This is a genomic window from Streptomyces sp. CMB-StM0423, assembly GCF_002847285.1.
Classification (GTDB): Bacteria; Actinomycetota; Actinomycetes; order Streptomycetales; family Streptomycetaceae; genus Streptomyces.
Window position 1 is genome coordinate 6,434,361 of record NZ_CP025407.1, and the last position, 13,087, is coordinate 6,447,447.

At 74.8% G+C, this 13,087-nt stretch carries 11 protein-coding genes; 6 read left to right on the forward strand and 5 right to left on the reverse strand.

Going from position 1 to position 13,087, the window contains the following annotated elements:
* Positions 1-13: 13 nt before the first annotated feature.
* The 3 genes from thiE (at position 14) to CXR04_RS27990 (ending at position 2,928) form a co-directional block, all read left to right on the forward strand.
* Entirely contained in the window at positions 14-712 is a 699-nt protein-coding gene (gene thiE / locus CXR04_RS27980) for a thiamine phosphate synthase (protein ID WP_101425008.1), read from the forward strand.
* 91 nt (positions 713-803) lie between these two features.
* The gene (gene metF / locus CXR04_RS27985) at positions 804-1,721 is read left to right on the forward strand and encodes a methylenetetrahydrofolate reductase [NAD(P)H] (RefSeq protein WP_101425009.1); all 918 of its coding nucleotides are present in this window, start codon (positions 804-806) and stop codon (positions 1,719-1,721) included.
* Positions 1,722-1,761: 40 nt separating this feature from the next.
* On the forward strand, positions 1,762-2,928 hold the full coding sequence (locus CXR04_RS27990) for a hypothetical protein (RefSeq protein WP_101425010.1): 1,167 nt from the start codon (positions 1,762-1,764) through the stop codon (positions 2,926-2,928).
* Between the two features lie 54 nt (positions 2,929-2,982).
* Here CXR04_RS27990 and CXR04_RS27995 read toward each other — a convergent pair whose 3' ends face one another.
* The gene (locus CXR04_RS27995; protein ID WP_199850545.1) at positions 2,983-4,530 is read right to left on the reverse strand and encodes a phytoene desaturase family protein; all 1,548 of its coding nucleotides are present in this window, start codon (positions 4,528-4,530) and stop codon (positions 2,983-2,985) included.
* Between the two features lie 501 nt (positions 4,531-5,031).
* Between CXR04_RS27995 and CXR04_RS28000 the strand changes: the two genes are divergently transcribed.
* The 3 genes from CXR04_RS28000 (at position 5,032) to CXR04_RS28010 (ending at position 7,127) form a co-directional block, all read left to right on the forward strand.
* On the forward strand, positions 5,032-5,508 hold the full coding sequence (locus tag CXR04_RS28000) for an SAV_6107 family HEPN domain-containing protein (protein ID WP_234380535.1): 477 nt from the start codon (positions 5,032-5,034) through the stop codon (positions 5,506-5,508).
* 185 nt (positions 5,509-5,693) lie between these two features.
* Complete coding sequence (locus CXR04_RS28005; RefSeq protein ID WP_101425011.1) at positions 5,694-6,485, forward strand: methyltransferase; 792 nt, start codon at positions 5,694-5,696, stop codon at positions 6,483-6,485.
* Positions 6,486-6,713: 228 nt separating this feature from the next.
* Positions 6,714-7,127: a DUF3040 domain-containing protein gene (locus CXR04_RS28010; protein ID WP_101425012.1), complete on the forward strand. Its 414-nt coding sequence runs from the start codon at positions 6,714-6,716 to the stop codon at positions 7,125-7,127.
* A gap of 361 nt (positions 7,128-7,488) precedes the next feature.
* Here the strand turns inward: CXR04_RS28010 and CXR04_RS28015 are convergent, their stop codons facing one another.
* From CXR04_RS28015 to CXR04_RS28030, 4 genes are all read right to left on the reverse strand, one after another.
* Positions 7,489-9,882: a transglutaminase TgpA family protein gene (locus tag CXR04_RS28015; protein ID WP_101425013.1), complete on the reverse strand. Its 2,394-nt coding sequence runs from the start codon at positions 9,880-9,882 to the stop codon at positions 7,489-7,491.
* Between the two features lies 1 nt (position 9,883).
* The gene (locus CXR04_RS28020; RefSeq protein ID WP_101425014.1) at positions 9,884-11,263 is read right to left on the reverse strand and encodes a DUF58 domain-containing protein; all 1,380 of its coding nucleotides are present in this window, start codon (positions 11,261-11,263) and stop codon (positions 9,884-9,886) included.
* Positions 11,263-12,300, reverse strand: coding sequence for an AAA family ATPase (locus CXR04_RS28025; protein ID WP_101425015.1), 1,038 nt, complete (start codon positions 12,298-12,300; stop codon positions 11,263-11,265). Before CXR04_RS28025 ends, CXR04_RS28020 begins: the two co-directional genes overlap by 1 nt.
* 145 nt (positions 12,301-12,445) lie before the next feature.
* The gene (locus tag CXR04_RS28030) at positions 12,446-13,006 is read right to left on the reverse strand and encodes a beta-class carbonic anhydrase (protein ID WP_101426646.1); all 561 of its coding nucleotides are present in this window, start codon (positions 13,004-13,006) and stop codon (positions 12,446-12,448) included.
* Positions 13,007-13,087 lie beyond the last annotated feature (81 nt).

Below are 13,087 nucleotides of genomic sequence, written 5' to 3' on the forward strand. Positions count from 1 at the left end.
GGGGGAGTGCCGCATGACGGCCGGAACCGCCGCCCGCGCCACCGCCGACGCCCGCGCGCGGCTCGGCGCCGCGCAGCTCTATCTGTGCACCGACGCCCGTACGCGCCAGGGTGACCTGCCCGAGTTCCTCGACGCCGTGCTGGCCGCGGGCGTGGACATCGTCCAACTGCGCGAGAAGGGCATGGAGGCCCGCGAGGAGCTGGCGCACCTGGAGGTGTTCGCCGATGCCTGCCGCCGGCACGGCCGGCTGCTCGCCGTCAACGACCGCGCCGACGTGGCGCACGCCGCCGGCGCCGACGTGCTGCACCTGGGCCAGGGCGACCTGCCCGTGCCCGCCGCCCGCGCCATCCTGGGCGCCGCGCCCGAGGATGTGCTGATCGGCCGTTCCACCCACGCCGAGGCGGAGACCCGCGCCGCGGCCCGGGAGCCCGGCGTCGACTACTTCTGCACCGGCCCGTGCTGGCCCACCCCCACCAAGGCCGGGCGCCCCGCGGCCGGCCTCGGCCTCGTCCGGTACGCGGCGGGGCTCGGCACCGACCGCCCCTGGTTCGCCATCGGCGGAATCGACCTCGGAAACCTCGACGAGGTCCTGGCGGCCGGCGCCCGCCGGGTCGTCGTCGTGCGCGCCCTCACGGCCGCGGAGGACCCCGGAGCTGCGGCGGGCGAGTTCGTACGGCGGCTGCGCGCCGCACGGAACGGTGACGTCCGGTAGTCGTCCGGGCGGCCCGGGGCGCCGGGTCCCGGCCGGGCAATTGAGCTGGCCGTCTTGGGTCCGGAGGTGACCGGCGGTTAACCTGCCGCGTATGGCCACCGGCATCGCTTCGACCAGGAATGATCGCGCAGTCACTGTTCGTGAACTGCTCGCATCCGGCAAGCAGTCGTTTTCGTTCGAGTTCGCCGCCCCGAAAACCGAGAAGGGCGAGCGGACCCTCTGGAACGCCGTACGGCGCATCGAGGCCGTACAACCGACCTTCGTCTCCGTGACGTACGGCGCCGGCGGCTCGTCCCGCGAGGGCACCGTCCGCGCCACCGAGCGCATCGCCACCGACACCACGCTCACGCCCGTGGCGCATCTCACCGCGGTCGACCACTCCGTCGCCGAACTGCGCAACGTCATCGGCCAGTACGCGGACGCCGGCATCCGCAACATGCTCGCGGTCCGCGGCGACCCGCCGGGCGACCCGATGGGGGAGTGGGTCGCGCACCCCCAGGGGGTGTCGTACGCCGCTGACCTGGTCCGGCTGATCAAGGAGTCGGGCGACTTCTGCGTCGGCGTCGCCGCCTTCCCCGAGCGGCACCCGCGGTCCACGGACTGGGACACCGACATCCGGCACTTCGTCGACAAGTGCCGCGCGGGCGCGGACTACGCGATCACCCAGATGTTCTTCCACGTCGACGACTACCTGCGGCTGCGCGACCGGGTGGCCGCCGCCGGCTGCGAGACGCCGATCATCCCGGAGATCATGCCGGTCACCAACGCCCGCCAGATCCAGCGGTTCGCCGAGCTGAGCGGGGCCAGATTCCCGCCGGAGCTGGCGGATCGCGTTCTCGCGGTCGAGGACGACCGGGCCGCGGTACGCTCCATTGGCATCGAGTACGCCACGGACATGTGCGAGCGGTTGCAGTCCGAGGGAATCCCCGGACTGCACTTCATTACGCTGAACCACTCCACGGCAACGCTGGAGATCTACCAGAACCTCGGACTGCACCGGCCGTCCTGAGGGCAGGCACCACCAAGCGGGGGCGGAAGAGAGGCACGTGATGGGCGACTTGGCCTGGTTGGCCCTCTATGCCATGTTCGGGCTTGTCGCGCTGTGGCTGCTCTGGGAAGTGCTGATGCAGTACAAGGCCCCGCTGCGCTGGCGCGCGCTGGCCTTCGTCGGCTTCCTCTGCGTGGTGCTCGGCGTGCTCATGCCCTCGGTGGTCGTGATCGGTCTCGGCGTGGTGGTGTTCGCGCTCGGCCAGGTCAAGGTCACGCTCTCCTACCGCAGCGGCTACTCCGGCGGCTGGGCGATGAACAGGCGCGGGGAGGACGAGGACTACGGCGGCGGATACGAGGCGCAGGGGTACGAGGCGCAGGGGTACGAGGCGCAGGGGTACGACGCGCAGGGGTACGACCAGGGCGCGTACGACGGCCGCCAGGCGCCGCCGCCCCCGGAGCGCCCGGCCGCCTACCCGGCGTACGAGCCGGAGAGCGTGCCGCCCGCGGCGCAGGAACAGACCTCGCAGTTCTCGCCCTTCGGCGACGACCAGGCCCTCGCGGGCGCCGCCCCCGGGCAGCAGACGTATGCGGGCGGCTACGACGCGTACGGCAACGGAAGCAACGGCGCCGGCTACGACTCCGGCAGCTACGCGACCACCTCCGCCTACGACTCCGGCAGCTACGCCACCACGTCGGCGTACGACACCGGCAGCCACGCCACGACCTCCGCCTACGACACCGGCAGCCACGGGACCACCTCCGGCTACGAGCCCGGGGGCTACGCCACCAACGGCGCCGGCACGGGCGGCTACGGGCAGGACCAGCAGATATACCCGGACACCGGCGGCTACGGCACGGAGCACCAGTACGCCGGGTACGACGCGCCCGCGCCCGCCCCCGGCGCCGGCTACGCGGACCCCTACAGCGGCACGGAGTACGCCGCCCCGGCCCCGCCGCAGTACTACGACTCCACGCAGGGCGGCGGGCAGCAGTACGACACGGGCGGCGCCGGCTACCCCGGCTACGAGCAGCAGCAGTACGGCCAGCAGTACTCCGAGGGCTACGACACCGGCCAGCAGCCGGCGTACGGCCAGGAGGCATACGGGACGGCGGGCGACAGCGTCTGGATGCCGCAGCAGCGCGACGCCGACCCGCTGGGTACCGAGGACCCGTACGCACAGCAGCAGGGCTACCCCGGCTACGAGCAGCAGCAGTACCGCTACTGACCCCCGGCGGTCACCCGCCCCGACTGCCGGCCCACGCGCCGCCCGCGCGCGCCCTCAGCGGGAGCCGCGGAAGTCCGCGCCCTCCATGATCAGCCCGGCGACCAGGGCCCCCGACATCCCCGCGTGCGCGAGACCGCCGCCCGGGTGCGCCCAGCCGCCCACCGCGTAGAGCCCCGGCACCGCCGTGGCGTTCGGCAGCGGCAGATACGCGCCCCCCGCCCCCGCCAGCGCGGGCCCCGGCACCGCGCCGCCCGGGGCGCCCGTCTCCGCCGCGGTGTCCGCGGGTGTACGCACCTCGCGCCACAGCACCCGCTCCGCCAGCCCCGGCACCGCCCGCCCGGCCGCCGCCACCATCCGGTCCGCGAACGCCTCCGCGGCCTTCTCGCCGCCCTCGGCCGCCCACGCCCCGGCCGGGACGACGGCGGTCACCGTCACGGCCTCGTGCTCCGCGTCCGGGCGCTGCGCGGGGTCGTCGGGCCGCAGCACGGTGACGGTGGGCGCCGGATCGGTCCCGGGCTGCTCGCCGTCGAAGATCCATGCCAGTTCGCGCGCGGGATCAGGGGAGTGCACGACGGTACGGTGCACGGCGTCGCCGTCCCGCGCGCCGCGCAGCGCCAGGCACACGGTCATCCGCGCGGGTACGGCCCGCGCCGCCGCCGGGATCCCGCCGTCCGCGTACGCGCCGGGCGCCAGCTCCGCCAGCCGGGCCCGCGGCACCCCGGCGATCACCGCGCCGGCGTCCGCCCGCCCGCCGCCGGCCAGTTCGACGCCCGCGGCCCGGCCGTCCCCGCCGACCCGGACGGCGACCACTTCCGCGCCGAACGCGAACTCGATCTTCCGCTCCAGGCAGCGCTCGTACAGCGCGTCCGCCAGCGCCCGCATGCCTCCCCGCACGTACCAGCCGCCGAAGGTCTCCTGCACGTACGGCAGCATCGCCGCGCCCGCCGGGGCGTGCCGCGGGTCGAAGCCGTAGGCCAGCGCGTGCTGCGCGAGCATCGTCCCCAGCGCGGGGTACGCGCCCAGCTCGCCCGCGCCGACGCCGGCCACGGTGGCGGGCGGGGCGGCCGGGCGGGGGCCGCGCAGGCGGCGCAGCAGCCCGCGTCCTGCGGGCGGCGGGGGCGCGGGGTACAGGTCGGCGGCCAGTGCGCCGGGGTCCGCGGGCAGGGGCTCCTCGACGAGCGGGCGGCGGGCGGCCTCCCAGACCCGGCGGCCCCGGTCGAGCAGGGCGGTCCACGCCTCGCCCGCGCCGGGACCCGCGGCGGCGTCGAGGGCCCGTACGACGCCCGCGCGGGAGGCGTTGGGCAGGGTGGCGGCGGTGCCGTCGGGGAAGACGTGCCGCTCGGCCGGGTCCACCGGCACGAGGTCCACGCACTTCTCCAGCTTGCGCCGGCCCGTCTTGAGGAACAGGTCGCGGTAGACGGCGGGGAGGTACAGCACCCCGGGTCCGGTGTCGAAGCCGAAGCCGTCGCGCTCCAGCCGCCGTACGCCGCCGCCGTGGGTGCCGGAGCGCTCGTGGACCGTCACCCGGTGGCCCGCGAGGGCCAGCCGCGCGGAGGCGGCCATGGCGCCCATGCCCGCACCGACTACCGCGATCTCTGCCATGGCCCGGACTTTATCCCGGGCCCCGGGCAGGCCCGCGGGCGGGAGCGGTGGAGCTGGGGGTGCGTACTCAGTCGTAAGTATGCGTACTCAGATACCTGCTTGAGTATCCGAGCGGATGGGCCCCGACCTGCACAAACGGCAAAGTTGAGGACGTGGGACGGACGCAGTACGGGGCCACGGACCGCCGACACGGGGTGGCGGAACGGGACCTCGGTGCCGGCCCACGAGGGGGGAACGGGGGAAATGGGGGAAGCTGCCCCGGTGGTGGAGCGACGGGGGATCGCTTCGCGCCGGGGCAGCGCCCGTTTCCACGGGTGCCCGCCCCGGCCGGGGCGCCGTTCCACCCCGGGGCGGCACTGGTCGACGCAATTGCCGCGGAGGGTGTGGTCGGGGGCATCGTCGCAGGTAGCGGGGCAGTTCAGGCCGATTGTCAGTGGGGTGCGCCACGATGGGCACATACGAACGAACGACTGAAGGACTGACGCTGACAGGAGGCAAGCCATGGCAGCCGAGCCGGCTTACGCCCCACCGAGTGATGTCCACCCCGTCCTGCGCCCGGGCAGTGCGCCCAAGGCGGCGCTGGAGCTCCTCGCGCAAGCCCACGCCGGTCTGGCGGAGGCGGCGGAGATGGAGACGGCGAACGAGCGCTACTCACTGGCCCACCTCGCCGCGCTGCGCACTGCCGCGGCGGTCCTCGCGGTCCGCGGGCGGCCGGAGCCGACCCCGCGGCGCCGGCAGCGCATCCGCAGCGCGTGGGAGGTGCTGCCGGAGGTCGCGCCGGAACTCGCCGAGTGGAGCGCGATGTTCGCGGCCGGCGCCCGGCTGCGGGCCCGCGCGGAGGCGGGCATCAGGGATGCGGTCGACGCGGAGGAGGCGGCCGATCTCCTGCGCGCGGCAGGCATGTTCACGCGCATAGTCGAGCGGATGCTCGTCGTCCAGCCGCTGATACGTCCCCAACCGGGCCCGGAGACGCGCTGACGCGGCGTGCGGCGACCCGGCTGGCAAGGACTTGTCAGGAGTCCCCGGCGGCCCTCCGGCGATCCCCGGTGGTGCCGGGGTGCCGGGGGCCGCCGGAGGGGCCCCTGCGGGCGGGCCCGGCGGGGCACGGGACGCGGATGCGCAGCCTCTAAGCTGGGCCACGCCCGATCTTCGAGGAGCGCTCCATGCCCCGTACGACACCGCACGACCACCTGCCGCGCGCGTCGCTGCGTGCCGCCGTCGTCTGGGAGGCGCTGGAGGACGCCCTGGCCCGGCACGGAGCCGCCGGGCAGGGCGGCGCGGAGGCCGCGGCCGGCGGCCAGGCGCTCGACGTACTGGACACCGGGGGCGGCACCGGCGGCTTCGCCGTGCCCGCCGCCCTGCTCGGGCACCGGGTGACGGTCGTCGACCCCAGCCCGAACGCGCTCTTCGGGCTGCAGCGCCGCGCCGCGGAGGCCGGCGTCGCCGACCGGGTGCGCGGCGTGCAGGGCGATATCCACGCCCTGTTCGACGTCGCCGAGCCCGGCGCGTACGACGCGGTGCTCTGCCACGGCGTCCTGGAGTACGTCGACGACCCCGCCGCGGGCCTCGCCAACGCCGTCGCCGCGCTGCGGCCCGGCGGCCTCCTCAGCGTGCTGGCGGCGGGTCTCGGCGGCGCCGTGCTGGCCCGCGCGCTCGCCGGGCACTTCTCCTCCGCCCGCCGCGCGCTCACGGGCGGAGACGGCCGCTGGGGCGAGGCGGACCCGGTGCCGCGCCGGTTCACCCCGGAGGAGCTGACCCGGCTGGTCGCCGCCGCCGGCGTGGAGGTGCGGGCCGTACAGGGCGTACGCACCTTCTCCGACCTGGTGCCGGACGGCCTTGCCGAGTCCGAGCCGGGCGCGCTCGACGCGCTGCTGGAGCTGGAGCGGGCGGCGGCGGAGTCGCCGGCGTTCCAGCCGGTGGCGGCGCAGCTTCATGTTCTGGGCGGCCGGAAGTGATAACCGGTCCGCCCGCGGGCAAAGGTGCAGTAGGCCACAGGCCACCCGTTCGGCCCCGGCGCGCCGTATGATCTGAGTCAGGGCCTGCTGCGGCGGGCAGGCCCAGATCCGCGCCGCGGATCGGCGGATTTGGCGCAGAGGGGCGGGTTTCACGGGGGCGCATACCTGCCTATCCTGGAGGTGCCGCGTCCCGGTCGTCCCCAAGCGACCGACGAGTAGGAGGACTCCGTGCCGCTCTCGGAGCACGAGCAGCGCATGCTCGAGCAGATGGAGCGAGCGCTGTACGCAGAAGATCCCAAGTTTGCGACAGCGCTTGAGGGAAGCAGGCTGCGCACGTACACCCGCCGTCGGGTGTACCAAGCGGTAGCCGGTTTCCTGGTGGGTATCGCGCTCCTGATGGCCGGAATGGTCGCGCAGCAGATCTGGGTCAGCGTGGTGGGCTTCCTCGTCATGCTGGGATGTGCGGTGCTCGCCGTCACCGGTTGGCGCAGGACTGCGAACCCGGCCGAACAGCAACAGCAGCAGCCGGGCGATGCCGCGGCCCCTCAGGGCGGTCAGCAGCGTCGCAGGACCCGGCAGCGCCGTTCCATGATGAACAGGATCGAAGAGCGGTGGCAGCGCCGCCGCGACGAGGGACGCTAGGCCACCAGGTCCCTCCCCGTGCAGAGCTCCCCGGGCCCGGCCCGCGGGAGCTCTCAGCACGCGGTACCCCCTTCGGTCCTGCCGGGTGCCCGTAGGCCGGGTATGACCGGCTCCCCGGCGACCGCTCCTCGCGGAGTGTGCCATTCCCGTTACGCCCTCCGCGGACGAAGCCCGCGCCCGACCGTCCGTACGAACTCCGCGCGAGACGTGCCCCCTCAGAAGTCCGCGCGATACGTGTCCGTACCAAGCCCGCGCGAACCGTGTCCGTACCCGCCGCAGCCCCCCGCGCCACCCGAACGGCCCCGCCGCGCAACCGCGCGACGGGGCCGTTCCGGTCCACTTCGTCCTGGCGCCCTACGCGCTACGCCCGCTGCCGCGACGGCCGCAGCGCCGCGCCCGCGCGCCGCAGCGCCCCGCGCCAGCGCCCCGTCACCGACGCCCAGCGCGCCGACACCGCCCACAGCAGCCGCACCGACGAGCGCGGCGCCACCGCCGCGCGCAGCCGCGCGGCCGCGCCCGCGTCGCGGCCCATGGCCGCCCGCGCTCTCCGCACGTCTTCCGCCAGCCCGTCGACCTGCCGCGGGCGCGGCGCGTAGAGCGTCTGCTCCACCGCCCCCGCCACCCGCAGCGCCGACTGCGCCGCCGCGCCGTCCAGGCTGCCGAACCTGATGAGCGCCGCCGCCGTCGTCCGCGGCGTCTGCGACTCGTCGGGCGGCAGCCCGAAGTCCCAGGCGGAGTCGATCAGTTCGCGCCAGGCCGGCAGCGGTCCCGCGCCCGGGCGGAGTCGTCGGCCCCGTTCCCGTACGCGCCAGAGGGCCGGCAGCGACGGCAGGAGCAGGAGCAGCAGCACCCCGGCCGCGCCCGCCGCGATGCCCGCCGCCGGCGGTCCGCCGTCCGTCGGGCCCGCGGCCCCGCCGCCCGCCGCCTCGTCGTCCGGGCAGCCGTCCACCCGCCGCAGCGACGCCGGGCACTCGTCCTCCGACGCCGAGGGGGTCGGGGTCGGGGCCGCCGAGCTGCCGGGGTCCGGCAGTTCGTTCGCGGGGTCGCCGCCGCCGTTCGGCTGGTTCTCCATCGTGTAGTCGGGCAGCGTGCCGCGGGTCGGGGTCGGCTCGAAGCGGGTCCAGCCGGCGCCCTCGAAGTACAGCTCGGGCCAGGCGTGCGCGTCCTGCAGCCCCACCGACATCGACCCGTCGCTCTGCGCGGTGCCCGGCACGAAGCCGACCGCGACCCGGGCGGGGATGCCGAGGGTCCGGGCCATCGCGGCCATCGTGAACGAGAAGTGGACGCAGAAGCCCTGCTTGTCCTCCAGGAACCGCAGGATCGCCTCGGGGTCGGAGGCGTCGAGGTTGGTCTCCGTGTCGTAGACGAAGTTGGTGGTGAAGTAGTCCTGCAGCGCCAGCGCCCGCTCGTAGTTGTTCGCCGAGCCGCGGGTGATCTCCTGCGCCTGCCGGCGGACTTCGTCCGGCAGCGAGTCGGGCACCTGCGTGTACTCCTCGCTCAGCGCCGGGTCCGGCGGGGGAGCGGTGGCCAACTGGCGCGCGGTGGGCGCCATGAGCAGGCTGGTGACCTGGTACTCGGCGCCGCCCGTGGTGGTGCCGCCGTCGCCGACGACGGACCGGCCCTCCGGCTCGTAGCGCCAGTCGCCCCCTATGCGCACCTGGTACGCGGGGTACGGCATCGGCAGCCACTGCTGCCGGAAGTCGTCGTCGGCCCGTACGTTCAGCGTGAGGGGCGCGGACCTGATCTGGCTGTTGGAGTAGCCCTGCGGGGTGGGCAGCGGGTCGGGGATGTCCTCGATGCTGCGGCGCGAGGGCTGCCAGGAGGTGCCGTCGAACCGGTCGAGGGCGACGAAGCGCATGTACAGCGCCGAGTTCTGGGCGCCGTCCTCGGCGCGGTAGCGGAACACCTCGCGGTTCTCCGGCTGGTTCAGGCTCTGCTGCAGCCGCACCACGGGGTTGATCGCGGTGACCGTACCGCCGCCGGGCCCCTGCCCGGGACCGGTGGTCTTGCCGTCCAGCAGCCCGCCGTCCAGCGACGGCAGCGCCGCGGGTACGACGAGCGCGAAGCCCAGCGCCACGGCGCCGATCCGCCGGCCCGTACGCACCGGGGCCATCGGCCGCCCGCCCCCGGGCTCCGCGGCGCCCGGCGCGCCCGTGGACTGCCCGCCGCCGAACATCCGCCCCCACTGCGCCAGCCGGTCCCGCCCTTCGGCGAGCAGCAGCAGCAGATAGCCGGCGCCGGCGAGCAGGAACGTCAGCCAGCTCCCGCCCTGGTTGAGCCCCGCGGCGACGGAGTACAGCGCGAGCAGCGGCAGCCCCGCGGGCGCGGCGCTGCGGAACGTCACCGCCACCGCGTCCACCAGCAGCGCCACCCCGGCGATGCCGGAGAGCAGCATCAGCTCTATGCCGTCGGTGACCGGCGCCGGGATGGAGTAGCGCGAGACGTCGTCGCTGCCCTCCTGGAAGAGCTGGCGGAACTCCTCTATCGCCGCGGGGTTGGGGATCACCCCGCCGGTCGCCTGGTCGGCGGTGAAGAGCATCGTCAGCAGCAGCACCGTGACCGCGGTCTGCGCCAGCACCGTCAGTGGGCGCGCCAGCGGGATGCGGCGGGCGATCATGCCGACGCCGCCGATCACGACGACCACGAAGATCGCCTTGAAGAACCAGGTCATCCTGTCGGTCAGCGGCAGCAGCGCGGTGGCGGTCAGCAGGGATGCCGCCGCCGCGCAGATCGTGAGCCGGGCCCGTCCGCTCATCTCAGCTCTCGCCTCCGCGTGCCGCCGCGGCGAGCTGGCCGGCCTGGTTGCCGGCCTCCCGCCACAGGTCGCCCATCGTCATTCCGGGCCGTACGGACAGCACAGTCCAGCCCGCCTCGCGGAGCTGCCGCACCCGCTCGGCGCCCGCCGGCGCCGCGCCGTTCGGGCCGCCGGGCGCGCCCGCACGCGACTCCCAGGCCGCGGCGTCCGTCACGAACGCCACGCCCGCGGCCGTACGCTGCCGCATCCGCGCGGCGAGCGCGGCCTGTTCCTCGTCCAGCTCGCCGAAGAACGCCACGAGCAGCCCCTCGTGCCCGCCGCGCAGCACGTCGTACGCGGCCGAGACGGTGTCCCGCTCGGAGTGGTCGATGACGGCGAGGGTGTCCAGGAGTATCCCCGCCGCGTCGGCCGACTCGCGGCCGCGGGAGTTCAGCGCCCCGTCGACGCCGGCCCCCAGCTCGCCGCCGTCGGTGATCAGCCGCACGGTGTAGCCGCGCTCCAGCATGTGCAGCGCGACCGAGGCGGCGCCGGAGACGGCCCACTCGAAGGCCGAGTCGGGTCCCGCGCCGGTGTAGGCGTCGCGCCGGGTGTCCAGCAGCACCGTGCAGCCCGCGCGCTGCGGCTGCTCCTCGCGGCGGACCATCAGCTCGCCGTACTTCGCGGTGGAGCGCCAGTGCACCCGCCGCAGGTCGTCGCCGTGCCGGTAGCCGCGGGGGATGACATCGTCCTCGCCGGCCAGGGCGAGGGTGCGGTGCCGGCCGTCGCCGTATCCCGTGGCCTCGCCGGCCAGCCGGACGGGAGCCAGCGCCTCGGTGCGCGGGACGACGGTCAGGGTGTCGTACGCGCTGAAGGAGCGGGTCATCTCGCACATGCCGAACGGGTCGGAGAGCCGCAGTTGCAGCGGGCCCAGCGGATAGCGCCCGCGCAGGTCGGAGCGGACCCGGTAGGTCACCTCGCGCTTGCCGCCCGGCTCCACCCGGTCCAGCACGAAGCGGGGCCGGGGGCCCAGCACGTACGGCAGCCGGTCCTGGAGCATCAGCAGCCCGGTGGGCAGCCGGGAGACGTTCTCCAGCCGCAGGTGCACCCGGGCCTCGGAGCCCGCGGGCACCCGGGCGGGCGACAGCTTGCGGCTGCCGCCGACGCGGTAGCGGGTGCGGTGCAGCACGGCCGCGCACACCAGCGGCAGCGCGGCCAGCAGCAGCCCCACCCGCAGCAGGTCGGGCTGGCCCAGTATGTAGCTGCACGCCCCGGCCGCGAGCCCGGCGGCGAGGAACGAGCGGCCGCGCGTGGTGGTGCCGGCCAGGGCCGTACGCAGCCCGCCCGCCTGGGCGTCCTGGCCCGCGGGCGGCGCGGCGGGGGCGGGCGGGGGCTGGCCGGACATCAGAACCGCCGGCCGTCCGGGCTGTGCGCGCCGCCGCCGTACGCGGGTGGCATCTGCGGCGGCCGCTGCATGTCGGCGGCGGGCACCGGCACCTGCTGCAGGATCTCGACGACGATCTGCTCGGCCGTACGCCGGTTGAGCTGGGCCTGCGCCGTGGGCAGCAGCCGGTGCGCGAGCACGTGCACGGCCAGCGCCTGCACGTCGTCGGGCAGCGTGAACTCCCGCCCCGCCAGCGCGGCGGCGGCCTTCGCCGCCCGCAGCAGATGCAGCGTGGCCCGCGGCGAGGCGCCGAGCCGCAGCTCGGGGTGCTGCCGGGTGGAGGTCACGAGGTCCACCGCGTACCGCCGGACGGAGTCCGCGACGTGCACCGTACGCACCGCGTCGATCAGCTTGACGATGTCGTGCGCGTGCGCGACGGGCTGGAGGTCGCCCAGCGGCGAGACCCCGCCGTGCACGTCGAGCATCTCCAGCTCCGCGTCCGGGCTGGGGTAGCCGATGGACAGCCGGGCCATGAAGCGGTCGCGCTGGGCCTCGGGCAGCGGGTACGTGCCCTCCATCTCGATGGGGTTCTGGGTGGCGACCACCATGAACGGGCTGGGCAGCTCGTACGTCTGCGTGTCGATGGTGACCTGCCGCTCCTCCATCGACTCCAGCAGCGCCGACTGGGTCTTGGGGGAGGCCCGGTTGATCTCGTCGCCGATGACGATCTGGGCGAAGATCGCGCCGGGCTTGAACTCGAAGTCCCGGCTCTGCTGGTCGTAGACGCTCACGCCGGTGATGTCGGAGGGCAGCAGGTCGGGTGTGAACTGGATGCGGCGCACGGAGCAGTCGATGGACTTCGCCAGCGCCTTGGCGAGCATGGTCTTCCCGACGCCCGGCACGTCCTCGATCAACAGGTGGCCTTCGGCGAGCAGGACGGTCAGCGACAGCCTGACCGCCTCGGGCTTGCCCTCGATCACGCTCTCCACCGACCGCCGGACATCGTCCGCGGTACTGGTCAGATCGCTGAGGCTCGCTCGCTCGTCATACGTCGTCACCGGCCCTCCTCGGCCCGTCGCACGGGCCGTGCGCCGCGGTCGCGGTCCGGCCCTCCCCGATACCGTGGTGCCCGTGCACCGCCGGCCCGGCCGGGGCGTAACGGAGCCACCACACCCGCATTCTTGCTGCCGAATGCCGGTTTCGTCAGTCGCCCGCCGTGATTTGCTCCGCGGACACCTCGCGGAGCAGCCCCGTGCGTACGTCGAACACGAAGCCTCGCACGTCGTCGGCGTGCAGCAGGAACGGGGAGGTCTCCACCCGGCGGATCGACTGGCGCACGTCCTGGTCCAGGTCGCGGAACGACTCCACCGACCAGGCCGGCCGCTGCCCGACCTCGGCCTCCAGCTCGAACCGGAACTCCTCGGTGATGCGGAGCAGGCCGCAGTCGGTGTGGTGGATCAGGACCACGCTGCGGGTGCCCAGGGCGCGCTGGCTGATGGTCAGCGAGCGGATGGTGTCGTCGGTGACCACGCCGCCGGCGTTGCGGATCGTGTGGCAGTCGCCCAGCTCCAGGCCCAGCGCGGCGTGCAGGTCGAGCCGGGCGTCCATGCAGGCCACCACGGCGACCTTCAGGACGGGCTTGGCGTCCATGCCGGGGTCCTCGAAGCCGCCCGCGTACCCGCGGTTGGCGGCGACGAGCCGGTCGGTGACGGTGGGGGCGGCGACGGCGTTCTTACCGGACGACGTGCTCTCAGCGGGCGTCATGCAGACGACGGTATCCGGGCCGGGGCGCCGCTGCCCGGCCCGCGTGAGGTAGCCCACAGGGAGCAATTCCGGCGGCACGCG

Bases quoted from the DNA above. Each gene is read 5' to 3' on its own strand.
- CXR04_RS27995 (WP_199850545.1), bottom strand. From the start codon at position 4,530: ATGGCAGAGATCGCGGTAGTCGGTGCGGGCATGGGCGCCATGGCCGCC.
- CXR04_RS27990 (WP_101425010.1), top strand. From the start codon at position 1,762: ATGGGCGACTTGGCCTGGTTGGCCCTCTATGCCATGTTCGGGCTTGTC.
- CXR04_RS28020 (WP_101425014.1), bottom strand. From the start codon at position 11,263: ATGTCCGGCCAGCCCCCGCCCGCCCCCGCCGCGCCGCCCGCGGGCCAG.
- CXR04_RS28000 (WP_234380535.1), top strand. From the start codon at position 5,032: ATGGCAGCCGAGCCGGCTTACGCCCCACCGAGTGATGTCCACCCCGTC.
- metF (WP_101425009.1), top strand. From the start codon at position 804: ATGGCCACCGGCATCGCTTCGACCAGGAATGATCGCGCAGTCACTGTT.
- CXR04_RS28030 (WP_101426646.1), bottom strand. From the start codon at position 13,006: ATGACGCCCGCTGAGAGCACGTCGTCCGGTAAGAACGCCGTCGCCGCC.
- CXR04_RS28015 (WP_101425013.1), bottom strand. From the start codon at position 9,882: ATGAGCGGACGGGCCCGGCTCACGATCTGCGCGGCGGCGGCATCCCTG.
- thiE (WP_101425008.1), top strand. From the start codon at position 14: ATGACGGCCGGAACCGCCGCCCGCGCCACCGCCGACGCCCGCGCGCGG.
- CXR04_RS28005 (WP_101425011.1), top strand. From the start codon at position 5,694: ATGCCCCGTACGACACCGCACGACCACCTGCCGCGCGCGTCGCTGCGT.